General features: G+C 63.8%; 27 protein-coding genes. 15 read left to right on the top strand and 12 right to left on the bottom strand.

Going from position 1 to position 22,251, the window contains the following annotated elements:
• Positions 1 to 191 precede the first annotated feature (191 nt).
• Positions 192 to 434: a helix-turn-helix domain-containing protein gene (locus BMG523DRAFT_RS03390; protein WP_043590332.1), complete on the top strand. Its 243-nt coding sequence runs from the start codon at positions 192 to 194 to the stop codon at positions 432 to 434.
• 1 nt (position 435) lies between these two features.
• Here the strand turns inward: BMG523DRAFT_RS03390 and BMG523DRAFT_RS24160 are convergent, their stop codons facing one another.
• The 7 genes from BMG523DRAFT_RS24160 to BMG523DRAFT_RS03360 all read right to left on the bottom strand — a co-directional run bounded on the left by BMG523DRAFT_RS24160 (position 436) and on the right by BMG523DRAFT_RS03360 (position 6,521).
• Positions 436 to 966, bottom strand: a complete 531-nt coding sequence (locus BMG523DRAFT_RS24160) for a hypothetical protein (protein WP_152987822.1) — start codon at positions 964 to 966, stop codon at positions 436 to 438.
• Between the two features lie 11 nt (positions 967 to 977).
• A complete protein-coding gene (locus BMG523DRAFT_RS24155; protein WP_152987821.1) occupies positions 978 to 1,754 on the bottom strand; it encodes a hypothetical protein in 777 nt (258 codons plus the stop codon).
• Between the two features lie 368 nt (positions 1,755 to 2,122).
• Positions 2,123 to 2,947, bottom strand: a complete 825-nt coding sequence (locus tag BMG523DRAFT_RS03380) for an alpha/beta hydrolase (RefSeq protein ID WP_043590328.1) — start codon at positions 2,945 to 2,947, stop codon at positions 2,123 to 2,125.
• Between the two features lie 84 nt (positions 2,948 to 3,031).
• Entirely contained in the window at positions 3,032 to 3,622 is a 591-nt protein-coding gene (locus tag BMG523DRAFT_RS03375; protein WP_083494724.1) for an ATP-binding protein, read from the bottom strand.
• Positions 3,623 to 3,630: 8 nt separating this feature from the next.
• The gene (locus BMG523DRAFT_RS03370) at positions 3,631 to 3,978 is read right to left on the bottom strand and encodes a recombinase family protein (protein WP_043590327.1); all 348 of its coding nucleotides are present in this window, start codon (positions 3,976 to 3,978) and stop codon (positions 3,631 to 3,633) included.
• A gap of 170 nt (positions 3,979 to 4,148) precedes the next feature.
• Positions 4,149 to 4,640: a hypothetical protein gene (locus tag BMG523DRAFT_RS03365; RefSeq protein ID WP_043590326.1), complete on the bottom strand. Its 492-nt coding sequence runs from the start codon at positions 4,638 to 4,640 to the stop codon at positions 4,149 to 4,151.
• Positions 4,641 to 5,024: 384 nt separating this feature from the next.
• A complete protein-coding gene (locus BMG523DRAFT_RS03360) occupies positions 5,025 to 6,521 on the bottom strand; it encodes a helix-turn-helix transcriptional regulator (RefSeq protein WP_083494722.1) in 1,497 nt (498 codons plus the stop codon).
• 249 nt (positions 6,522 to 6,770) lie between these two features.
• Here BMG523DRAFT_RS03360 and BMG523DRAFT_RS03355 point away from each other — a divergent pair, with 249 nt between their 5' ends.
• The 4 genes from BMG523DRAFT_RS03355 to BMG523DRAFT_RS03340 all read left to right on the top strand — a co-directional run bounded on the left by BMG523DRAFT_RS03355 (position 6,771) and on the right by BMG523DRAFT_RS03340 (position 10,374).
• On the top strand, positions 6,771 to 7,451 hold the full coding sequence (locus tag BMG523DRAFT_RS03355; protein WP_083494721.1) for a hypothetical protein: 681 nt from the start codon (positions 6,771 to 6,773) through the stop codon (positions 7,449 to 7,451).
• Positions 7,448 to 8,590: a radical SAM protein gene (locus BMG523DRAFT_RS03350; RefSeq protein WP_043590324.1), complete on the top strand. Its 1,143-nt coding sequence runs from the start codon at positions 7,448 to 7,450 to the stop codon at positions 8,588 to 8,590. Before BMG523DRAFT_RS03355 ends, BMG523DRAFT_RS03350 begins: the two co-directional genes overlap by 4 nt.
• A 13-nt stretch (positions 8,591 to 8,603) precedes the next feature.
• Complete coding sequence (locus BMG523DRAFT_RS03345; protein ID WP_043590322.1) at positions 8,604 to 9,245, top strand: hypothetical protein; 642 nt, start codon at positions 8,604 to 8,606, stop codon at positions 9,243 to 9,245.
• 577 nt (positions 9,246 to 9,822) lie between these two features.
• A complete protein-coding gene (locus BMG523DRAFT_RS03340) occupies positions 9,823 to 10,374 on the top strand; it encodes a hypothetical protein (RefSeq protein ID WP_043590321.1) in 552 nt (183 codons plus the stop codon).
• Positions 10,375 to 10,531: 157 nt separating this feature from the next.
• On the opposite strand, the gene BMG523DRAFT_RS22590 is transcribed toward BMG523DRAFT_RS03340, so the two are convergent.
• From BMG523DRAFT_RS22590 to BMG523DRAFT_RS22585, 5 genes are all read right to left on the bottom strand, one after another.
• The gene (locus BMG523DRAFT_RS22590; protein ID WP_160323701.1) at positions 10,532 to 12,595 is read right to left on the bottom strand and encodes a glycosyl hydrolase family 28-related protein; all 2,064 of its coding nucleotides are present in this window, start codon (positions 12,593 to 12,595) and stop codon (positions 10,532 to 10,534) included.
• Between the two features lie 269 nt (positions 12,596 to 12,864).
• On the bottom strand, positions 12,865 to 13,803 hold the full coding sequence (locus BMG523DRAFT_RS03330) for a carbohydrate kinase family protein (protein WP_043590315.1): 939 nt from the start codon (positions 13,801 to 13,803) through the stop codon (positions 12,865 to 12,867).
• Positions 13,804 to 13,805: 2 nt separating this feature from the next.
• Positions 13,806 to 14,243, bottom strand: coding sequence for an NUDIX domain-containing protein (locus tag BMG523DRAFT_RS03325; RefSeq protein WP_043590314.1), 438 nt, complete (start codon positions 14,241 to 14,243; stop codon positions 13,806 to 13,808).
• Between the two features lie 115 nt (positions 14,244 to 14,358).
• Positions 14,359 to 15,027, bottom strand: a complete 669-nt coding sequence (locus BMG523DRAFT_RS03320; protein WP_051623750.1) for a YdcF family protein — start codon at positions 15,025 to 15,027, stop codon at positions 14,359 to 14,361.
• A 95-nt stretch (positions 15,028 to 15,122) separates the two neighbouring features.
• Positions 15,123 to 17,822 (bottom strand): tetratricopeptide repeat protein, encoded by a 2,700-nt coding sequence (locus BMG523DRAFT_RS22585; protein WP_152987819.1) that lies wholly within the window; start codon positions 17,820 to 17,822, stop codon positions 15,123 to 15,125.
• A gap of 66 nt (positions 17,823 to 17,888) precedes the next feature.
• Here BMG523DRAFT_RS22585 and BMG523DRAFT_RS24150 point away from each other — a divergent pair, with 66 nt between their 5' ends.
• From BMG523DRAFT_RS24150 to BMG523DRAFT_RS03280, 10 genes are all read left to right on the top strand, one after another.
• Positions 17,889 to 18,551: a hypothetical protein gene (locus tag BMG523DRAFT_RS24150; protein WP_152987818.1), complete on the top strand. Its 663-nt coding sequence runs from the start codon at positions 17,889 to 17,891 to the stop codon at positions 18,549 to 18,551.
• 186 nt (positions 18,552 to 18,737) lie between these two features.
• Positions 18,738 to 19,028 carry a hypothetical protein gene (locus tag BMG523DRAFT_RS03305; RefSeq protein ID WP_152987817.1) on the top strand — a complete coding sequence of 97 codons (291 nt, stop codon included), beginning with the start codon at positions 18,738 to 18,740 and terminating at the stop codon, positions 19,026 to 19,028.
• Positions 19,029 to 19,268 (top strand): hypothetical protein, encoded by a 240-nt coding sequence (locus tag BMG523DRAFT_RS03300; RefSeq protein WP_043590306.1) that lies wholly within the window; start codon positions 19,029 to 19,031, stop codon positions 19,266 to 19,268.
• Positions 19,265 to 19,573, top strand: a complete 309-nt coding sequence (locus tag BMG523DRAFT_RS03295; protein WP_043590305.1) for a hypothetical protein — start codon at positions 19,265 to 19,267, stop codon at positions 19,571 to 19,573. The genes BMG523DRAFT_RS03300 and BMG523DRAFT_RS03295 overlap by 4 nt, the downstream gene beginning before the upstream one ends.
• Positions 19,566 to 19,700, top strand: coding sequence for a hypothetical protein (locus tag BMG523DRAFT_RS26965; RefSeq protein WP_255353842.1), 135 nt, complete (start codon positions 19,566 to 19,568; stop codon positions 19,698 to 19,700). Before BMG523DRAFT_RS03295 ends, BMG523DRAFT_RS26965 begins: the two co-directional genes overlap by 8 nt.
• A gap of 2 nt (positions 19,701 to 19,702) precedes the next feature.
• The gene (locus tag BMG523DRAFT_RS03290) at positions 19,703 to 19,927 is read left to right on the top strand and encodes a hypothetical protein (RefSeq protein ID WP_152987816.1); all 225 of its coding nucleotides are present in this window, start codon (positions 19,703 to 19,705) and stop codon (positions 19,925 to 19,927) included.
• 129 nt (positions 19,928 to 20,056) lie between these two features.
• Entirely contained in the window at positions 20,057 to 20,590 is a 534-nt protein-coding gene (locus BMG523DRAFT_RS03285) for an MT-A70 family methyltransferase (RefSeq protein ID WP_051623749.1), read from the top strand.
• 43 nt (positions 20,591 to 20,633) lie between these two features.
• Positions 20,634 to 20,792: a hypothetical protein gene (locus BMG523DRAFT_RS25160; RefSeq protein ID WP_160323699.1), complete on the top strand. Its 159-nt coding sequence runs from the start codon at positions 20,634 to 20,636 to the stop codon at positions 20,790 to 20,792.
• 210 nt (positions 20,793 to 21,002) lie between these two features.
• On the top strand, positions 21,003 to 21,179 hold the full coding sequence (locus BMG523DRAFT_RS25155) for a hypothetical protein (protein ID WP_160323698.1): 177 nt from the start codon (positions 21,003 to 21,005) through the stop codon (positions 21,177 to 21,179).
• A gap of 64 nt (positions 21,180 to 21,243) precedes the next feature.
• Complete coding sequence (locus BMG523DRAFT_RS03280) at positions 21,244 to 21,963, top strand: hypothetical protein (RefSeq protein ID WP_083494718.1); 720 nt, start codon at positions 21,244 to 21,246, stop codon at positions 21,961 to 21,963.
• The last annotated feature ends 288 nt before the right edge of the window (positions 21,964 to 22,251 follow it).

The raw sequence follows: 22,251 nt of genomic DNA, 5'->3' as shown, positions 1-22,251 counted from the left end.
GGTACCCCCGCCGCCTCCGCCGTCGCCGCCACGGGCGCGCACGCGAGTCGCCATGATCATCACCTCCCCGCAAGTCTCGCCGGCCGGACGCCGGATCACACTCAGACTAGGTGCGAAGTCATGGGACGTATATGCATGGGATGTATGTTCTCTGGGCGCAGAGGCGCTAGACATATGGGGTTGGGGTCGTCATGGCGACCCCTCCGCTGTCCGCAGCCACCCAGGTGTTCGGGGAACGGGTGCGTGCCCGGCGGCACCAGCTGGGTCTGAGCCAGGAGCAGCTGGCCGACGAGTGCGGCTTGCACTGGACGTTCGTCGGCCAGGTGGAGCGGGGCAAGCGGAACATCTCGCTGCACAACATCCTGAAGCTGGCCGAGGCGCTGAAGATCGATCCTGGGGAGCTGGTGCGGGGGCTGCGGGCACCGAGTGGGTGAGTCACCGGAGATCAGACAACTTCACGGGTGACGGTGTCGGCAAGACGAGCCCTGAAAGATCAACCGTTCCCGTGTCGGATACCGCCACGATACCGTTACTACCTTCGATGGGAACCCAGTCGGTGCCGTCGCGGCCGCCCATGAACACCACGACGTTGAGTGGCATTTTCGGGTACCAGTCGTTCGTTAGTGCAAGGTCGTAACAGATCGGCAGAACAGCGCCCAAAAGGCGCTTGTCACCCTTGATGATCCGGTCGGCGCGCACCTGAACGGGAGCAGGTCCGGGTGCGTTGCGCTTAGAAAGAACGCCAAATACGACGGCGGTGCTGTCGTCGACAAGCTGCGATACCGTTGCATAGCCTGGTGCCCATATGGCATCGTGTTCAAGCCGGACTTGTTCGGCGCAAGTGACGGTACTTTCCTCCGAAGTACTAGTCCTCGGATGCTTAGCGAGCCAAGCGCCCAGGCTGACTCCAACAGCAGCGATGCCCAGCATAACTACTATTCCGGCTATGAAATTCTTTTTGCGCATTCATTCTTGCATCAGCCCGTAGGTAGGCCGTACAATTCCTCCAGATTGAGTTTATCATAGTACTGAGGCGTCACGGTCGTCCATTTAGGAACGTCCGTTCCACCGGAGTGCATGATGCTCGGCGCGGTGACCGCACAGGGCGATACGTTGCTGTGCGCTAGGCCAAGCGTGTGGCCGAGTTCGTGTGCGAGGGCAGCCGTCTTATGTGGATCATCGAGGGCCTCCATCCACGTCTGGTTAACCAGAACGTGGATCACTGTGGGCTCGATTGGAGCAGGAGGCACGATGGCCTGGTCCCGCTGCCCTGGAGGCATGACGGCAGCCGCGAAAGTTTTGGTTGGACTAGCAACGTCGTCAAACACGACGTTGCCGGTCTTACCACTCGCTGCTGGAACGATCGTGATCCCCGTTCCAAGATCGGTCCAGTCTTTTGCGGCCTGCCAAGCATTACCATAATAGCGGTGGCTGCCGGAATATGAGAACGTCAGATTGGTTGATGCCCACCGAAAGTTGTTAGTACATGGCGCGACCCTCGGCGGGAAGTTGTTGACACACTCCGGCACCCCTGCATCTTTATCGTTCGCATTCTTTCCGTCGTTGATGTAGTGGGCGTTTAGCATGCCCTGGTTAGGCGCGCCATAATTTGTCGTTGGTCGCGAGCGGTTTACGACATAGTACCAGAGTGAATCATGGTACGGTCCGACCGCCTGCCCGAATGCGTAGCACTCCAGCTGGACCCGCTCATTGGCATTGACGCCGAGGCCGGTTACCCGAGCAGTGTCGTTCACGTTTGGCGAGTTCCGAAAGTAGACGCCGTCCGGTGGTGTCTCGCTTGTATTCATGACTGTGAAAACCGGCCATGATGCAGCCTGAGATGCGGACGCCGAGGCGACAAGCGAACCTCCGCAGGTCACGACTACTGTCGCTGCCGCGATCAGCGTACGCGAAAGCCGCCCCGACTTAAGCACGATTTCCCCCGTTTGACAGGATTGATGCGACGTTCGGTCTCGATTCGGACTATATCTGGCACGATGCGTGACGGCCAGCCTGCGATCCGCAGCAGGCCGAGTTCAGTCCCCATCCGGGTACTGGGCGGCGCGAAGCGCTCACGACCGGTTGAGCTGACAGGCGCTCTGGCCCGGTAAGCAGGCCACACCTATGCCCCGCCGGTCACCCACTCCACCACCGTCCGGATCACGAACGCCTGCCACTCCTGGCTCTGCGGCTGGAGGTACTGCGGGTCGTCGTGGACGGCGAAGCCGTGCTGACAGCCTTCCACCTCCACCAGCTGGGCCTCGGCCGTGAACTTCTCCAGGGCGCCGCGTGTCGACTCGATGGGCACCAGCGTGTCCTTGGTGCCGTGCACGAGCAGCGTGGGTGCGGCGATTTCCCCGATGGCCTCGTCCGGCCGCAGCCAGAAGACCTCGTTGAGGATGGGGCGGCCGTGCTTGAGGGTCGGCGTGAAGGTGATCGCCCCGTCGTCGTTCAGCGTCCGGGCGGCCTCGTCGTCGATGCGGTCGTCGTGCCAGTACGGCCGGCTGTCGATCGTGCGCCACTTGTAGTTGAACTGCGGGTTGAGCAGCACCAGCCGGGCGACGTCCGCCGGACGCTTGGCGGCGTAGTAGCCACAGATGCCGCCGCCAAAGCTCGCGCCGAGCAGGCTAACGTGATCGGTCCCCGTGGCCTCGCGTACCGAGGTCAGGGCGACCCGGATGTCGTTGAGGATCGACGACATCGTCAGCTCGTCCTGGCGGCCCTCGCTCTCCCCGTGCCCACGGAGATCAAAGCGCAGCGATGCCACGCCGGCCTCAGCCAACCCGGCCGCCAAGCGGGTGAAGAAGCCGCCCTCCTCACGGGTGACGCCACCACCGTGGACCAGGACCGCGGCGCGTTCGGGGGTCACGTCCGGCGTCACCAGGGTCGCTGCGAGGTGCAACCCGTCGAGCGTGCGGAGCGAGGTCACGGTCTCGTGCGCGGGCATGGCACTCCTTCTGGCGTCGCGGGGGGTCGGCCACGGCCATCCTCTGGCGAACGGTCAGCCTTGACCAGAGCTACAGCCTGGCAGCTACGACCGGAGCGGATCACCGGGCGGGAGGTGCCAGTCCAGCGCCCGCAGGCCATCCGCGACCCGTTGCAGCACGGCCGGATCGTCGAAGATCTCGATCGGCGCCGGCGGGCCGGCGGGCGCTCGCCGACGAGGCAGTTCGGAAGCAGACGAAGTGGCAGCCGCCGGAAGTACCGGCAAGGCGAGGCTGCACCACACGACCTTGCCCCCGGTGGCCGGACGGTAGAAGGCCCACCGGCTACTGAGGGCCGCCACCAGAAGGAGGCCGCGTCCGCCTTCGACGTCGAGGGCCGGATCTCGGCGGACGGGCGCCGAAGGGTCAGCATCCCAGACTTCGATGATCAGATCCGTGTTGGTTCGTGTCACGCGGGTGGCGATGACGGCCGCCCGGCCAGTCGAAGCGCGGCAGGCGTTCGTCACCAGCTCGGACACGAGCAGGACCGCCGTCTCGATCAAGTCCGCCAGTTCCCACGCCTCCAAGATCGCCGCGACATGCCGCCGGGCGAGGCCCGGTGCCGCGTGATCCGCCTCGAACCGCCGCACCACATGCGCCGGCACCACGGCGACCGTCTTCCGATCAACCGTGGTCATCGCGCTGTTCACGTCCGAGGAGCAGACGAAGAGGCGCCGGAGGCTTCCACCACGAGCACCGTGCCGCCAGCGTTGCCGATCTCCACCTCGATGGCCTCGCGCACCGACGGGTGCGTGGAGAAATGGTCCACCGTGGCGACCAGGACGCCGCTTCCCTCGGTGCGCTGGAGTCTCGCCAGCAGCTCAGTCAGTCCGGGACGCACGATCCGGGCCGGCGGTATGTGCCGATCCACGTACACGTCGGCCAAGGCCAGTCCCTCGGTTACGGCGTGGGCTACGAGGAGGTCGTGGAGGCGGTCTTCCTCGGCTTCGTCGTCGTCTTCCAGCCGGATGTAGCCGAACACGGTCATGGACATCCCGTTCCTCCAGCCCGTCGAGGTGGCGACGTCCCGGACCGGGGAGTCGGCTCGACCCGGCCCGGGACGTCTGTGGCAACGGTGACCGCGGAGAGGGAATGGGGCTATGCACCCGAGGTATGGGCGGTACGCGGGCCTGGTGTGGTTCGACAGCAGGACGACGACGGCACTCAGCGAGTGTCGATCGTCGCCAACCCCGCCCAGTCCGCCATCCCGGCCGTGATCAAGGACTTGACCTTGTCCTGGCCCTCCACGCGCACGACGTCGGTGAAGCATGCGCACTCCGTCAGCGGCCGGCTTTCTGCCACGCACACCACGATGCCGGTCACCTGGAGCCCTCGGGCGGTGGCGATCAAGTTCTCGCCGACCGTCGGCAGCGGCAGCCGCCTCACCAGCTCTGCCGCGAACTGCCGCTCGATCGAGGACCGATTGAGCAGCTCAAGCGTCCGGTCGGTGACCTCAGCCAGCCCTTCGCGGAGCCGATCTTGCGCGTCCAGGATGGTCCGCGCGAGCTTGGCAAGGGCACTGCACCGGCGTCCTGACCAGCTACGAGTGAGCCGCTGCCACGTCTGGGCACTCACGTACTCGGTCGCGCGCCCAATGACGACTTCCCGAGGACTGGCGGCGATCAGGCTGATGCCCGTCTCGGCGGCGGAGCGCACCCGAAGTGCCTCACGGCTCGGAGGCGACGGAGCCGCGCGGCGTGGCGCTGATGAGGTGGCTCTTGGGCGAGGCGCCACTGGTGTGCGTACCGTACTGCGAGGCGCACGTGCATGAACCACCGACCCCGATGGGTGATGCCTACAGTGCCAACCGGCTTCCTTGACGGGATTTCTGCAACTCGTGCCGCGCTGGGTAGTCCCTCCGCACCTGAACCGAACCATACACTGAGCGTCCGGCCTGCCCCGCTACGCAAACAATAGCCAAGTTGGCCATCCGTTGATGAAGCGAGCTAGTGCACCGCATCCTTCGGATTCAGCCCGTATGCGCCGTTGACCAGAAGTCATCCGCCGAACTCGCCCAGGTAGTAGGACGTGCGCGCCTCGTTACGCGAGCATCGCCTCCCGAAACTCCCGCGGCCCCGGCCGTGAACGCCACGGCGTCAGGCTCTGTGCCACGTCCGCCAGGATGGCCGAGGTGCGTCCAGAGTTGGTGGCCCGTGCGATCTGCAAGGCGTCCAGAGCCACAGCGGCAGCCTCGTCCGGATGCCCGCTCAGGGCCAGGGCGGCTGCCCGCCGGGCACTGAACAACCCCGTATCCCGCCGCGACAAGGTGTCTGTAGCCAGGATGTCGGCGAAGATCCCGGCAGCCCGGTCGGGCACACCGGCTTCGGTGTAAACGGCGGCGGCACGGAGCTGAAGCGTGATGGCAGTGAAGTGAGTTCCGGCGTCACCGCCCATGTTCAGCGCCCGATGCGCAGCTTCCAACTTGCGCTCGATGACGACCAGCGGCTCGCCGTGAGTGGCCAGGGCCAGCGCCTCCTGCTGCAACTGCTCGGCCCGGACTGCGGGCGGCGCCGTCGTGCAGGCCCGGCCGGCGGCTTCGGCCAGGTTCAGCATGCGGGCCAGTTCGCGGCCGTCGTAGGCCATCTGTGACTTCTTGACCAGCACGTATGCCTGCATCGGGGAGTCCTGGGCTTCCTGCGCCCACTCCATCGCCCGGTCGTACCAGTACGCCGCCGAGCCGGGGTCGTGGAGATCCCGGTACAGCCAGCCGGCGAACTCTGCCCCGTCTGCACCGACCGCCAGAAGCTCCCGCCGAACTTGGGGGCGGACGTCATGGGCATGGTGCTGGATCGCGCCAAGAACGCCGAGCACCAGCGGTAAGACCCGCAGTGGGCCTGCTTCCCCGTCGTCGGTCTTGCAGCGCTCGAACTGCTGGGCGAAGAAGCCGACGACCGAACCGTCCAGGTAGCGGCGGGCGTCCTCCAGCGCGGCAGCCATGTGCCGCAGCTCATCCACGCCCGCGAAGGGTAGGAGGTGGGCGGCCTGGCGCTGCGGCGAGTCGGCGCGGCTCGTGCTGGCGATCAGGGTCTCCAGTCCGGCCGATTCGGCGGCTTCGGCGTCAATGGGCACCACAACTTCCCGGCCGCCCACCACGATCGGCAGCAGGACCGAAGGCCGGGATTCAGCCGGTGGCCGCACACGCGGTTCGCCGGGCAGGTCGAACCACAGCAGCGCGACCGGGATGCCGAGGATCTGGCTGTAGCGGATGAGCTTGCTGAGTTCTTCGGGGGCGCGGCCATTCTCGATGCGGCTGAGCTGGGCCTGCGTCAGCCCGAGCCAGGTACCGACCAGCTCTTGGGACAGCATCTGCCGGTGGTACGGGTGGTGGCGGTAGGCGAAGATCACCCGGCCCATGTGCCAGGTGGCCAGGGCGTCGCGCATCTGGTCGAGGCGCCAGAACTCCGGCGGGACGGCCGGCGGCCGAGCGTGCGCTTCCACGCTGGCGCTCTGGCAGGGGCTGCACATCGGGAAAGGGTTGTCGGCGGCGAGGCGGTGGCCGCAGCGGGAGCAGTACCGAAGCTGCTGCGCGGTCGTCATGCCCGGCCGCCCTCCCCTTGGGTGGTTGCGAGATCAGCAGAACGACCGTAACACCCGCCGTAGCTGGGTCTATGCGTCCCGCGTATGCCGGGCACCGTCCGGCGGCGTGGTCGGCGCGCTCCCAGGAACGGACGCTTGATCCGTCCTGCTCCACCGACCCGCAGTCAACAGCGATGCCACAGCGGGGACACACCATGCCGGTCAGGCTGGCGGCCCGCTACGGCGTCACCCGCGTGAAAAGGGGTTGTCATGACCCTCGCGTTGGCCGTACCCGTCTTCGGCCCGCCGGCGGCCGGCAAAACGACGCTGACCGCGACTCTCGGCCAGATGCCGGGCCGGGCCGTCTTCCGGCTGCGGGAGCACGTACCGGAAACCATCCTGGCGGCCACGGCCACCAGCGCCGAACGCCTCGGCTGGATCGACGACTTCACCGTGGTCACGGCGTTGCGCAGCTACATCGAGGCCACGGTGCAGGCCGGTGCGGCGCACACCGTGTTCTTCGACAACTTCCCTGGTACCGGCGCCCAGGTGCGGTTCTTCCTCACCGTGTTGGAGCAGCACGCGCCGGGCTGTGTCGTCCGGGCCGTGGAACTGGCGACGGACACCATGACCTTGTACCGGCGGGCTTTTCACCGCCGGGTTTGCCACCGCTGCGAACGCGACCCGATCCGCGATCCCCGGTTGCCGGCGGTTCCCAGCGCCGACGATGCCCAGCGCTGTGCCCGCTGCGGCGGCATTCTGCATCCCCGGCGCGGTGACGCACCCCGCCTGCTGCGTGCCCGTGTGCAGCGCTACCAGCAGACGGCCGCCGGAATCTGCCAGGCGTTCAGCGAGGCCGACGTGGAAGTCGTCCGGCTCGACGGCGGCACCAGCGCAGCCCAGGTCTTCGAGGACGTGACCGCCCTACTGACGAGAGGGAGTACCCCGTGACCACCGTCCACCTTGACCCGCCGCGCCTGCGGACCGATGACGATTACGGCCACGCCCGGATGCCCCGCCGAGCCGGCATGCCTGCGCCGGAGCGGATCGAGCGCATCGCGTACGGCCGGTTCCGCAACGTCTACCTGTACATCACCGAGGCGTGCCAGCTGCGCTGCGAACACTGCTACATGGGCGAACGGCTGGACCGGGCGCTCAAGCTGACCTTGCCCCAGATCCGGGACACCCTGATCACCTGGCGCCGCATGGGCGGCAGCAAGCTGACGATCCTCGGCGGCGAGCCGACACTGCACCCCAACTACGTCGATGCCATTCGCCTCGGCCGAAGCTTGGGCTACGAGGACGTCATCACGACGACGAACGCCCAGAAACCGGCGGCGCGCAAGTTCCGCCAGCTCGAACCGGAGGACTTCGCCTACGTCCAGGTCAGCCTCGACGGCGGCAGCGCCGAGACGCACGACCGGGTACGCGGGACGGACACCTTCGCCACCGCGCTGGAGACGACGGCCGAGCTGACCGGCCGCGGCTTCGACACCCGGATCATCTGCACCGTCAACCAGGCCAACAAGCCCGACGCCCTGAAGCTGCTGGACATCGCCGACGAGATCGGCGTGTCCCTGGTGAAGTTCCACGTCTTCTCGACCATCGGCGTGGGGCACGGCAACGCCGACATGGCCATCGTGCCTTTGGAGTGGGTGACGTTTTGCGACGAACTGAACCGGATCGCGCCCGACTACCGGACGCGGGTCTGGTACCAGCCGACGTACGCCCGCCGCGACCAGATGGCCCGCTACGCCGCCGAGGGCTACCAGGGGTGCATCGGCCGGACGCTGGACCGGATCTCGATCTTTCCCGACGGGCGCTGCTACGTCTGCTCCTACCTCTTCGACACCGACCTGTACTTCGCCCGGATGCAGGACGGCCAGGTGGTCCTCAACCGCGGTGACAACGAATTTGACCTCTTCACCCGGCCCTTGGTGTCAAGCGCCTGCGGCGGCTGCAAGGCATCGGCCTGCCAGGGGGGCTGCCCGGCCGAGGAGATCGTCATGGGCGGCTCGTCGTGTGCGGCCGAGGAGGACATCGTGCCGGTGTGCCGGCTGTGGAAGTCCAGCGCCAAGCCCGAAGACTGAGGAGGAGACCGAGATGGAGCACGTCATCGAACCGCTGCGTGGGCTGGACTGGAACGACATCGACGCCGTGGAGCACGCCACCCGCAAGGCGCTCACCCAGTTGGCCGACGATCCGGATCTGATCCGGGCCGCGCTTCTCGAATTGCCGAACCGGCCGGAACTACTGGCCTTGTGCGAGCACTACGACATCCTGGACAAGATCGTGCTGTACCAGAACGACGCCGGAATCCGCGTGCGGCTGCACGTCTTCCTGCCCGGCTACTTCGACCGGCCGCACAACCACCGCTGGTCGTACGCCAGCCGCATCGTGCGCGGGGAGTACCGGCACTACCTCTTCGGCGACCTCGACGTGGACGCCGAACCGGAGCCGGGCTCCCTGGCAGCGCTCCAAGTCCGCCAGGAGCAGGTTGGCGACAGCTACGCCCTGCACCACAGCATGGTGCACGCCGTGGTGGCCGAGCCGTACACGGTGTCCCTGGTCATCCGCGGGCCGGCCGTCAAGGAGCGCTTCCTGGTCATGGACCGGGGAACCGGCGAGCACTGGTGGCAGTACGGAGCCGAGCAGGAGACGGCCGGAGATGCGGCCCGCAAGCGGATGACCAGGGAACGACTGGACGAGCTGACGGGGTTGCTGCGGGAGTGGGATCTGTTCTGATCAAGTACTCCGTCGTACGAGGAGCACCTGATCCGGCTCGCCCGACGAGCCTCCAAGAACGAGGCTGCCGGCGGAGGCGAACGTACTGCTGCTTCCGCTCGTACTGAACGAGGTAGGCGGGGGTCCTGGGCTCTGGTATACAGCCTCCATGCGGATCATTGGGGGGACATGTCCGACGTGCTATGGCCGGGACTATCGGCCGATCACGCCGGTCTTGCGTCACTGCGAGAGCCAGGTAGACGAAGTCGAACGGAGCTACGGACGGCCGGATTTCAATATGCCGCTCGGGCCGCCCAACGCCTACGCGACGCCGGTATATGAGAAGGTTACGAGCCGAATCTGTGATCATGAATACGAGTACGGAGCGCTCGTGGCAACGGCTACGGCCACGTGCCGTTGTGGGCTGGCGGCAATAGGGGCATGCCGCACCTGTCGAAAGGACGTCTGTGGACGACACAGCACCCTTGCGAGCGCGCTGACGGTCGTCTGTGATGCTTGCCCAAAGACGACAACCCATGGTCTACGACCGCTGGTCTGGCGGCGAATTTTCTCGCTCAACTTGGGTCGCTGGAATACATTGTTTGAACTGGACAGGTTCACCGTCGATCTTGAAACGCTCCACAGGATCACCGACTTGTGGGAGCCGGGCGACTTTACGTCGGAAGACCGCGACGACTTGGCGCTGGTCGTACCGGCCATGATTCTCCATCACGGCCAGGGGCACCGCCAGGAATGGCTCGACTATGTGCGCGGACGCCAACAGTATGCGGCCTCCGCGGAGGCGAGCGCATCTGCGGCAGAACGTGAGGCGAAGGCAGCCGCCGCCAAGCTGCGCGAGGCAGAGGCGTGGCATGCCGAGGAACACGAGCCACTCAAGATGCCGAAGCCATCCGGTCTCGCCCGATTCTCGTATGCCGCGCGAGAGCGGCAGCTCCAGGACTACTATCGGGAGGCAGACAGGCGGAAGTCGATGTACCTCCCACAGCTGGAAATGGAACGGTCGCACCGAGATACTGTTTGGAAGAATGCGAAGTCGGAACTGGATAAGGCCCGGTCGCTGGTCGACTTCCTCAATGGGTTGGTGCCACCCGACCTCCAGGTAGGTCGGCAGCCGTCAGCTACTGCCTAGAAGGGGCTGTCTCGCCAATTGACAGCCGGGAGGCCGCAAGCTCCTATAACTCATTCAAAAACGGCGAGAGTTCCGGGACGTGGTGGGGGGTGTAGGTCGCGCTAGCTGCCCGAGCTGCGTATTTCGGGCAACTTCTGCGCACAGTTGAAGGATAATTCTACGAAAAATTCTGCGAAGCCGTCCCGTACCAATGACTCCCATCGACGGTTTCCAAGACATATTTATCAATCGCCCCAGCTCCGGTACTCATGGTTGGCGCAGTACCGCCGGGCCAGTACACGGCAGGGCTTGAGAGGCTCGGTGAGCCCGGTTTGGGCCACGTCACCGTATAAGGACCACCAGAAGCGGCCTGCACAATGAATATCGTCTTTCTTTGCGCGGTACTCAGGGCGTTTACACCCTGGAATGTGACAGTGAGGTTGCCGGTAAGCGTGGTAGAGAAGAAATCTCCGCCTCCTACAAAAAAATTGCCGCTGCTCGGCGTGAGCCCACCAATGCCAAACCCGATCGGACCTCCGACAATTAAGCCTGGATAGGAGCCGAATCCGACTCCTGCCAGGTTTCTGTCTCCAAGGATTGTTCCCGAGAAAACAAGCTGAGCCGTTGAGGGTGATGCTGCTTTCGTGAATGGGCTGTTACCTGTAGAAAAGTCCAGCACGCCGGTGCAGGCTTGTATCTGATTACTTCCGGAACCCCAGATGATAGTGGTCGGCGTGTAAGTGTTGGTCACCGTCTCAACTCCGATATCCAGACGGCACGACTGAATGCGTGAATAAGAGGTCGACGCGTTGTTGCTTGTTGAGCCTTGACCGGTTATTCTCAGCACAGCGTTACTCATGGGCGTAGTCGATGAGCTGGAGAAGTTGCCGCGAATTGACAGTGAGCCGTCATACAGAACGACGCCATTCTGCAGCACTACGCCATCCTGTCCCACGCTCGCCAAAACGTAAATATCCAAAGCTGTACGTGCGAAAGAGTTGTAGCCGGTACCGGTGCAGTTGAAAACTACGTTTGTCGCATTATCGTTCACGTGCACGATTCCGTGCAGTTGTTCCGTCCAGGCAAATGTATTGTCGAGGTGTAACCCAATCGACCCCGTTGCAGTGAAGCCCTGGATAGTAAGGTCTAACTTTGCCTGGTTGCCATCGCCAAGGTGCAGGCCAGTTGCCACTCCTCCGGCACTAAAGCCGTCGATGGTCATATCCTCAATGCCACCCATGTAAGTGTTTGCCGCTGGGACAGTCATCCGTATGCAGTCGCCCGTACCAGTATATTTAATAACCGTGGACCAGCGGCCATCACCTATGAGCCGTACGAGTCCATTGTTTACCGTGAGCGTGTTAGAAACCTTGTACGTCCCTCTGGGGAGATATATCGTTCCCCCGCCCGAGCTAATAACAAACCCTGTAGCGCTGCCGCCTGACGGTAACGCGTTGATCGCGTTCTGGATTGCCGTCGTTGAATCAGTCGTGCCGGTTGGGTCAGCACCATATGCGGTAACCACATTGATCCAATCCACTGGCGCATTAGCCCATTTCATTCCCGTACTCTGCGCACTGTCCGCCAGCAGTACCTGGCCATTACTGCCTACTCCCAGCCTGGCAGCCGTACTGGCAGCGGTGGCGGCCAATAGATCGCCTTTGGCCGTGAAGGTACTTGCCTGAATTGCTCCCACGATCCGTCCATCGTTCCCCTGGGCCGCTGTCCCCGCCGCCGTCCCGAAGCTCACGGCCAGGGTACGGTTGGCGGTCAGATCCCCACCGCCGGTCAGCCCTGCACCGGCCGAGATGGTGGTGGTCTTGTCGGCCTTGGCGTTCAGCGCTGTCTGCTGGGTGGTAGAGACGGGCTTGTTGACATCCGAGGTATTATCGACATTCCCAAGGCCCACATCGCTCTTCGTGAGGTTTAGGTCCGTCTTCACCTGGGCCGGCGTGCGGTTTGTCCAGGCCCCGCTCTTCCGTTGCAGCAGGTCATTGTCAGCCGGAGCCAGCGTGGCGATGGCCGTGAGGTCTCCACTCGCAGCCTGTTTGCCCGCGAGCCCCGGCACCGTCGGGCTCGTTGCGGTGCCGCCCAGATCCCCCGTCAGCCGCACCAAGCCTTTGGTCGTCGTGCTGGCGTCTGGGGCACCAACCGAGACCGTGCTATCCACGTAGCTCTTGTTGGCTGCCTGCGTACTGCTGGTTGGCGTGGGTACAACTGGAGACGAGCTGAACGTCTTCACTCCGGCAACCGTCTCAGCGCCCGCGGTATGAACAACGGAGCTGTCATCTGCCGCCCCACTAGCCGTAACCGCGCTCGGCTTCAGGGAGCCGTCGGTGTTGTGAGAGACAGTCAAATAGCTATTGAGTATATCTCCCCAGGTGCCATCATCAGATCCAGGAATGGGAAGCCGTGCCATAATCTTGCAGACGATCTCGCTTACGTTTCTTACAGTGTAGATCATAAAATGGGAACGATCAAGGGAGCATTTGGTGAGCGCCGCGGCCTTGCCTATACGGCGTGTGCCGAGAAGGTCATCCGGCCTTGGGATGTCGCGAGCGCCAGCAGTTCCACAAGATTCGGCATCGGTTCGTGGTGGGCTCGCGCACAACGGAGCCCACCACTGGCGGAGGCCAGGGCCAAGCTGTCCCGCATCGGCCAACCCTGGAGCAGGCCGTAGACCAACCCGCCGGAGAACGCCGCGCCCGCACAGTGGGTGTGGCGCACCGCCACCTCGAAGGCCGGCGTGGTTACAAGGTCATCCGTACCGGCAGCTACCGCGCCGGAAGCGCCGGCCGTGACCACCGCCCATGAGGCTCCCGTCTGATCAACCAGTGCCCCGGCCACGGCCGGAGCTGTTTCGTGTTCGGCGTCATCGACATTGGTCTGGATGATCAGCCTCGAACATCCCTGGACGGCAGCCGCTACCGCTGGCGAGAGGGCCGAGCCGCCGAGGTTGACCAGCAGCGGCACGCCGGCCTGCCGCGCGGCCTGAATGGCGCGCACGGCGGCCGGCTCGATCAGCTGGTAGCAGTCAACGTAGGCGAACGACGCTCCGGTGAGCGGCGCCAGGTCAACCGCGGCCAGCGCCTCTGCGACGCCGGGCAGCTGCGGGAACCAGGTACGGGTGCCGTGGTCATCAGCCACGATCACGATCTGCGGCGTGGCCAGGCCGGGCACCGTCTCGACGGTGGTCAGCACGCGGTTCCGGTGGAGCCAGGCCCGGACCTGGTCGCCCGGCGCGTCGTCGCCGATGTCGTTGCTGATCACGAGTGCCGGGACGTCGAGGGCCGCCAGGACGGCGGCGATCATCGGGCCATCAGCAGCGATGGAGGCTTCGGACCGCTGGACCTCGGCTCCATGGTTCGCCTGCGGGAAGCGCTCGACGTTCCACAGCGACGCGGCGGCCAGGTAGCTGAGGCAGACCACCGGACCGGAAGCGGTGGCCATGGCTACCAGCCGTAGGTCGAGAAGGGCTGACCGGCGGCGATGTGCTCCAGGGCGGTGCGGCAGTAGGCGATCAGGTGGTCAGGCAAGCCATCCAAGGGGAACCAGGCCAGCTCGCTGCACTTGTCGGGCTCGCGGTTGTCCGGCTCACCGTCCCAGGTGCGGACCGTGAAGAAGAAGGCCGCCCGACCGCCGCTCGACGAGTTGTGCATGACGTGGGCGAACTCGACGGCTTCCGGCTCGATGCTGACACCGATCTCTTCCTTAGCTTCGCGGATGAGGGCCGCAACCACGGACTCTCCGGCTTCGAGGTGGCCGGAGGGGAGGTGGTAGGCGCCGTCTTCGTAGCCGGTGTTCTGACGGCGGCCGAAGAGGACCTGGCCGTCGTGCAGCAGGAGGAGATGGACGTCGGCGGTGAGCTGGTGGCGGGGGGAGGTGGTCATGCCTGGACGCTAACCGGCCGCGATGGTTTCGGGTATACGCGAAGCGTATTGACGGGCGGGACCCGATAAGTCTGGGCAGCAATATGACAGCGTGGTCCCGCCACACTTTTCTAAGTCAAATCTCCGCGACACCGGCCCGTTCAACCAGTTCGAAATAAATCCCGCCGGGCTGGAACTCTTCGAGTCGGTGGATTCTTGCCTGCGGCCCCGCATGCATACGGTGTAGCCCTCGGAGTTCCCGTACGAGCTCACCGCGGATCTCGTCACGCGCGAGGTCAACCGTCCCACTTGAGAAGCCCGCAGTACAGATCACATGCTGGCCAAAGCTGTCGACCTGGAAACGCAGCTCCTCGTACAGGCGGCGGCTGCGTTCCGCCGGAGCCAGGCCAGCTACACGTGCCGCCGGTCTGAGAGCGCCCCGATCGGCCGCTATGCGGAGCGAGAATGCAGCGTTCTCCGCACCGTTGCGAGCGTCAGCCTCAAGCATGATCGCCTCGGTCGGCACGCCATCGGCAATAGCAACCGAAGCCAGAAAGACGCATTCGGATATACCGAGGTCGGGCAGCCCTCCGGAGTCTTTGCCAATCCCGCCGGAGAATATGATCTTCTTCACCAGCTTGTCTGAGTACAGACGTGCTGCCTCGCGGCCGACCGCAGCATCCGCACATGAAAATACGATGAGAATATCGGCCGGGTTCTCGCTCGTTACCACCTGGCCATGAGGTCCAGTCATGATTTTGGCCAGACGTTCGAAGTCCCGATCGGTCAAGCCGCCAGCGCTCATGCGAGAGCCCTTTCATCGGTCAAAGTCGGAGTATGACGAACTACGAGGGGCAAAGTAAGAGCAGCCGGAGAGCACCTCACCTCTTCTTCCTCGCTCTACGGCATACCGAGGCGTTCCAGCCACGCCTGAACCACGCCCTCTTCACTGTGCTCATACTCTGAGAGGATTTCCCTGGCCACCTCAAGAAGATCTCTCGCGCCGGCCACGTCGCCCATATCTCTATGCAGCAGTCCGCGGCGAGCCAGCGTCCTAGCCCGGTCCAGCCAGTTACCAAAGCGTTGAAAGAGTGCGACCGCCTCTTCATAGCTGGCGTCCGCTTGGGCGAGTTCTTCCCGGGCCAGACGAGGACTCCCAACTGATGCAGCACGCGCGATGTGAAGCTCGGCGAGACGGACAAACGCGAAGCACCAGACACGCGGATGTCGGTAGCTGCGTCGCTCCGCATCGTACTGCTTCGCATATGCGATCGACTCATGCAGAGCGCCTTCGATATCGCGGAGACTGTCGGAGTCGCCTCCACGTATAACCGCCTCTGCCAGCGAGACATTCAGCGAGGCGATCGGATTATCGCTGTTCTCGAACTGCATGTACGCGGCCCTGGCTACGGCGTAAGCTTCAACGGCGCGGGCGAGGTGTCCCGTCCGCTCGTCTGGGCTTCCGGCCAACTTCGCCAACATCAGGTGCGTGTCGGCCAGCTCCCTCTTTACCGTTACCGCTTCGTGAGCCCGCTCCGGACACTGCTCGTATAGACCGCCACTCTCCTGTAGGAGCGTGACAGCGCGTGCACAACGCTCCCGCGCTGCGACTATATCGTCCACTTCTAGATGATCGTGGAGGGCGTCAAGCTGGTCGCGAACCGTGACGAGTTCGATCCGGCCCATATTACGGCGCAGCCGGGCCTGAGCCCATAGATCACCGAGAGACATAGCCGCCTTGAGGCCGATATCGTTGAGCCTCTTCCAGTCCGACCAGTTATTGCTTGTCTCCAGGAAATAGAAGAGCGAGAAGGCGAGATGTGGTGCGCGGGCGATCGGCGGATCTTCTTGACAGGCGTCGATCGCCAGCCGTACGAGGTTCTCCTTCTCTACCGCCACCCACTGCGCCGGATTACCTCCTGTTCTTTCGCAATAGTCTTTGATCGACTGTATGCCGGCGAGGTGTACGTCGTTCGTGATAGCCAAGGATTCGATATCGACCACCGGGTTAGTACTGTTTACGGCAGTGAAAGCGTGGTTGACGCACACGTAGTATGCTGACACCAGTCGGTCTAGGGTATCTCGGCGTTCTTGGTTGTCGCCGGCTATCAGGTCCCGAGCGAACGCATGCACAAGGTCATGAACTTGGAGACGCTCGCCGCCACGGCGGATAAGGCCCACGTGTTCCAGCCGTCGGATATAAGGGAGGGCTTTCGCGACGCTGGATTCACCGGCTAGGAGCGCAATAGCGTACTCGTCGATATCCTGGTTGAACCGCAGCCCGAGCCGGCGGAACACCGGCTGCGCGTCAGGATGAAGGTTCCGGCTGTCTGGCTTCAGCTTCTCGTACGATGCCCAGAATATGCTCCGGGGATCAATCGATCCGCTCGGGTGGTACATAGTGTCGAGCGGCGACTCTTCCAGACGATCCCTCAAGCTATCAACGGGAATCTCTCGGTCCTTCATGAGTCGGGCCATGATGTCGAGCGCGAGCGGCAGCCCGGCACAATGTTCCACTACCGTCGCGAGCGCACCCGGATGATCTTCAAGGTCCGGCACAGCATACGTTCGCAAGAGTTCGGCCGACTGATCGGGGCGTAGCGGTTCGAGCCGCGCGGAGCCGACCTGAAGATTGCGCGCGAACCGGGCAAGGGGAGCCCGGCTCGTAATCAGGACCAAGCCCCTATTGTCGCGAGGTAGGAGTGCCTCGACTTGGCTCTCGGTCAGGACGTTGTCGAAAACAAGCAGAAGATCATGCTCGGTAGCAAGGCGCCGATACCTCGATAGGCGGTTGCCCTCGTCCGGCGGTATGTCCTGCACGCCAAGTTCGGCGAGAGCTTTCCCCAAAGCCTCGGAAGGTTGCAGTTCTCGGCCCGGCGAGTCTGTAGCAGAAAATCCCAGAAAATCGACGAAAGCAAACTTGGTAAAGTTTTCACTGGCTAATAGATCGGCAGCTAGCTGGTCAGCCAGATAGGTTTTGCCGACACCACCCATGCCGCTAATCACCACGATATTCGGCTCGTAGTGTCCGGCTGGGTTGCGGGTGGTTAGGTCGGCTAGATTGAGACGTTTGATGGCATCCGCATCGGCACGAGTAGGGCCCGCCGCGCTTGAGTCAGCGGACTCGACCTCTTCTGATCGTGACTCCCCGCCGTTGGGCTGCTGAGCATCGCGGCGTTTGAGGAGCGCGTCTTCAAGTGTGCCATAAATAGCGAAGTAGCCTTTCCGCTTATGTCGGTCAGAGTGCGCTTCGATCCTTAGCCTTTTCAGATGGTCTTGTCGACTCATGAGATGTGTCTCGCGCGGCACACCAGGGTGCATATTGAAGTACGCGCGGGCAATTTCAGCTTCTGGTTCTTCCTGAAAAACCTTCTTGATGAGATCGTCGAGAGCCCGCTCGACTTGATTTTCTACTTCTTGAGGCCGTCCGCTTTGGATTCCCAGGAGCTCGCGCAGCTCGGGCCCGAGGTCTCGGTAGAGGCTAGGGCGCCGGATGCCTTCGCGTTTCGCTATCCTTTGCAACGCCTTGCCGACAGTTCCTAGCTTTTCGTCAGATTCCTGCTCTTCTTTTGGCAACATTTCCCCCACTGGCTCAGGCAAAATCTTACCATATTGATGCAAGGCTCTTGCTATTAACTCCGATTTGCGCTATAACTTGCGGCAGCAATGACAGAACATACACCCGAACAGACTGAGGATCCCTACGGTCGCAACCAATATGACCCGGCCCTGGCGGAATATATACAGACGCTGCGCCCAAGTGAGGTCGTGGCAATGCATCAGGCCGCTCACGCGGCATACTATGAGCTACCTTGGGAGGCCCGGAAGGAAAGTGCAGAGAAGGCCGCAGACGAGGGTATATTTGCGGTTCTGTCCTGGCTGCCTGAGCTTAACCTACCGTTCGCCCGCGATGTTTACCAGGCACTTACCGACAGTCCGAACGTAGGCGACCGGACACGAGCTGCGGTCCTCGTGTCTTGCTTGACGCCATTCGACCACGATTTCGGTCTTGACCTATGGCGCAAACTGGCGCGCGATCCTTCCTTCCAGCCACGCAACATCGTCGATGACGAGCTGGAATTTCTTTACGATCCAGAACACCGTCACGACGATGACCTAAAATCCGCGCCTACGGAGGAGGATGAGGCGTATCTGAGAGCTAAGGGGATTACTTTTGACGAGGGCCGTGAGCTTCTGCGGTTATACATTGCGGCCGAAAACTCCGGGCCCGACAACGACATCAACATCGGATGGGTAGCCCTGCGGAGGGCACACGTGGCGCTCGGGCTCTCGCTCACAGACGAGGCGCCTGGACCAACGGCCTCGTGATCACGAGACCAAACTGGTTCCAAAACCTCATCGACTTTTCCACTCCCCTTCCAAAAGCGCACTAGCTGCTCTTCCAATTTAGTTCCAATAGTAGCGGTTCGTTTTCCTTGCCTTTGATCTTCTCTGATCTGCACAGTCCTCTCAAGCCGCCAAATCGGGCGGTACGACTGAGAGGAGAAGAGGAACGTGCCTAAACGGGATGTCGTTCCAGTAGGAAATGGCGGTTCGCTTGTCCCCCGCGAGACCGCCAGGGAGATGGTGCAGATCAACGGGGAGGTCATGCGTAACCAGGCCGCTGTGCGCGGCGTGTCCAGCGTGACCGAGTACGCACTGTCGGAGGCGGCGTACCTGACGCGGATGCGGAACCAGCTGGAGGCAGCTGTGCCGGACGCGACCGAGGCGCTGGCCCTCATCGCGAACACGGCGACCATGAGCATCGCCCGCATCGTGCACCGCTTCGGCTCGGAGGTGAGCTGAGTGACCGCGCTGATCGTGGTCCTCATGGCCGTGGCGGTCGTGGGCGCGTGCTTCGGCATCGCGTACGCCTGGAAGACGGCGCGGGAGGCCGGGATGCCCTGGCTCCGCGCCCGTCACATCCAGAACACCGCGCAGTCGGCCATGAACGACATCCGGGAGGAGACGCGGCGTGCGGAGGAGCGCATGCTGCGTGCCGCCTTCTTCCCCGGCCGTGGCCAGGGTGGCAGGTGGGGGCAGTGACCGCCCTGCTTGGCCTCGTGGCCTTCACCTTCGGGCTGCTGGTCGGCATCAGTGCCGCCGCCAGCTACTCCCAGGAGGAGCCCGGCGAGCGCGAGAAGGCGTTGCGCCACGCCCTGACGGTCGTGCGGCATGCCTCGAAGCTGCCGACGATGTTCTGGGAGGTCTGGAGCGACTACGTCGCCCAGGAGGCAGCCGAAGCCGCGGAGTTCGCCCGCGAGACGGCCGCCGAGGAAGCGAAGCAGGAGCGCGAGCGTGCCGTGCAGGCGCTGCGCGACCTCGACGAGCGGAGCGACCCCGATGACTGACCTCATCCTGGTTCTGCTGATCTTCGTGGCCTTCTGGGTGGGACGGCTCTACCAGTGGGTCAGGGATGCTCGTAACGCGATGGGTACGCCGTCGCGTCCGCGGTCGAAGTCGAAGCGGAAGGGCTGACCGTGCGTACGTCTCGGGACGAAGTGCTCGTGCGGGTACCGCTGGATGTGCTGCGGTCGGAGACGATTTCGGTCCTGACCGACTCGTACCAGACCCTGTTCATGAGCTGCTACCGCGAAGAGAAGGCCCGCCGGGAGGCTGCGGCCGTCCGGCTGGGCGAGGCGCTGGCCAATGCGGACATCCTGCCGCTGATAGCCGAGAACCACGAGGACTATCGGCCGGCGTAGGCCGGCTTCCTCGCCGATTCCCCGTTCATTAATCCCTGTCCTACCTGGTGGCAGGCTGGCGATAGCCATGCCTGCCACCAGGTGAAAGGAGTCTTTCATCTTGCATTTCCTGGCGCCAGAAAGGCCGACGTGGTGAACGCCGAGACATCGCCAACCGAAGGGGGCCGCTACGCCACGATCCTGGCCGACCCACCGTGGGACGTGGAGCAGAAGGGCGGCCGAGGTGCCGTCCGTCATTACCCGCTCATGCCCTTGGGCGCTATACAGGCGCTTCACGTCCCGCAGCTTGTACAGGATGACGCGCACTGCTGGTTGTGGGTCACGAACGCCACGGTGCACGCCGGCCGGGACGTGCTGGCCGCTTGGGGTTTCACCTACCGGTCGATCCTGACGTGGATCAAGCCGAAACTCGGCCTCGGTAACTATCTGCGGAACCAGACCGAGCATTTGCTGCTGGGTACCCGCGGACGAGCTCCGATCCGCTTTCGCGCCCAAGGTAGCTGGTTCTACGCCCCGGTACAGGAACACAGCCATAAGCCCGAAGAGCAGTACGCGATCATCGAGCGTTGCTCGCCGGGGCCGTACCTGGAACTGTTCGCCCGCCGGAAGCGCGCCGGGTGGCAGGTCTGGGGCAACGAAGTCGACAGCGACGTGACGCTGTAGGCGGTACCGCATTTTCAACCAGGAGAGAAAGGACTCTACGTAGATGGATTGGGACTCGCCGGTGGTGAAAGCCATCGTGGCGTTCACCGTGATCTGCATCGCCCTACGGGTCGCCTACGAGGCCATCCAGCCGCTGGTCATCCCGGGCGCCATCGCGGCGGCCGTGGGAGCCGTGGTGTGGCTCGTGCTGCGGCGCCGGTAGACGGCCCAGGCGCCGGGCAGCGTGTTTTCCACAGCTTCAGCAGGGGTCGTCGTGGGAGCCCTCTATTTCTCCCTTGACAATGCGATCTTGTCGCGCGCATAAGGAGAAGTAGGGGGTGTCGCCCATCATGCCCGGCCGGACTGCCGGAACGCTTGCGGCGCGTATGCCGTTCGCGCGACGCCAACAAGCAGTGCAACGACAAGGAGGTCTATGGCAAAAGGCGACAAGATCCGGGTGCGTGGGAAGCCCCGGAAGGACATCGACGTAGAGCTGTTTATCCAGGCGCTTCTGCTGGCGTGCCGGGATATCGAGGAACAAGAAGGGGACGGGGTGCGCACCTCGTCCCCGCCAGCAACCGGCCAGAGTGCCGACGGCCCGGCGATCTAACCGCCGGACCGACCCTCCAGCGGATGTATTCCGTTCTACTCTTCAGAGGAGCGTCACTACAAGCATGGACAGGACCGAACCCAAACCGGGGTCGGATTCCGTGGGCAGCGCCACGCCGTTCACCGGACGGACGGCTGTGGCGGTGCGACACGGCATCACGGGCGTGGTCTTTGTCATCGCCGTCCTGGCGTTCGCCTTCGGCTTCGGCAACGGCTGGGCGCTCGGCCTGCAATTGGGCGTCCCCGGCTGGACGGCACCGTTGGTGGCCCCGGCCGTCGACCTGTCGGTCATGGCGCTGCTGGCCGCGCTGCAGTATCTGCGGGCCAACGGCGTACCGGGACGGTTGGTCGGTCCCCGGCTTCTGCTGGTGCTCTGCGGCCTCATGACCTTCGCCCTCAACACCACCAAGCCGCTGCTGGACGGTGCGTGGGGACGGGCAGCCTTCGACGCCGTAGCTCCCGGCCTGCTCATCGGCTGGAGCGAGGTTGCACCGCGCCTCTTGGCGATACTGCACCAATCAGCCGTCCCGGACGGTCCGTCTCCCGCCGTCCCGGCCGTTCAGGACCAGGATGGGACGACTGAAGCCGAACTTCCGGACCGGCCTCGTCCGGGGACCGTACTGGCTCCCGCACTGGTGCGCCGGGCACGCCAGGCCGATGCCGCGCACCGCAAGGCCACCGGACGGCCGATTACCCGCGATGCCCTGCGCCAGGAGCTGCGGATCTCCAACGAGGTCGCCGGCCGACTGCTGCGCATCATCCGCAGCAAGACCAAGGAGCAGTAAGCGACGTTGCGGAATTTGCTACGAACTCCAGAGGTGCGAATACCATGCGGCACATTTCCCGCTTGACGGCACGCTTTTCAAACGCGCATAAGGAGAATAAGAGGGTGTCGCCCTATTGTCGGCCGAAATCCAGGCCGCCCCCGGCAGGTTCGCCGCGCGTGATGCCCACAAACCCAATCAGTTAGCAGAGGATGTATATGACAGGACGAGGTACGGTCCGGGTGCACTGTGCACCCAGGGCCAGCATTGCTATTGGCTCCGACCGCCAGACGCCCGTTCGGGCGGGGA

The organism is Frankia sp. BMG5.23 (assembly GCF_000685765.2).
Lineage (GTDB): Bacteria > Actinomycetota > Actinomycetes > Frankiales > Frankiaceae > Frankia > Frankia casuarinae.
The sequence above is the reverse complement of the archived record's forward strand: the minus strand, read 5'-3'. Positions and strand labels throughout refer to the sequence as shown.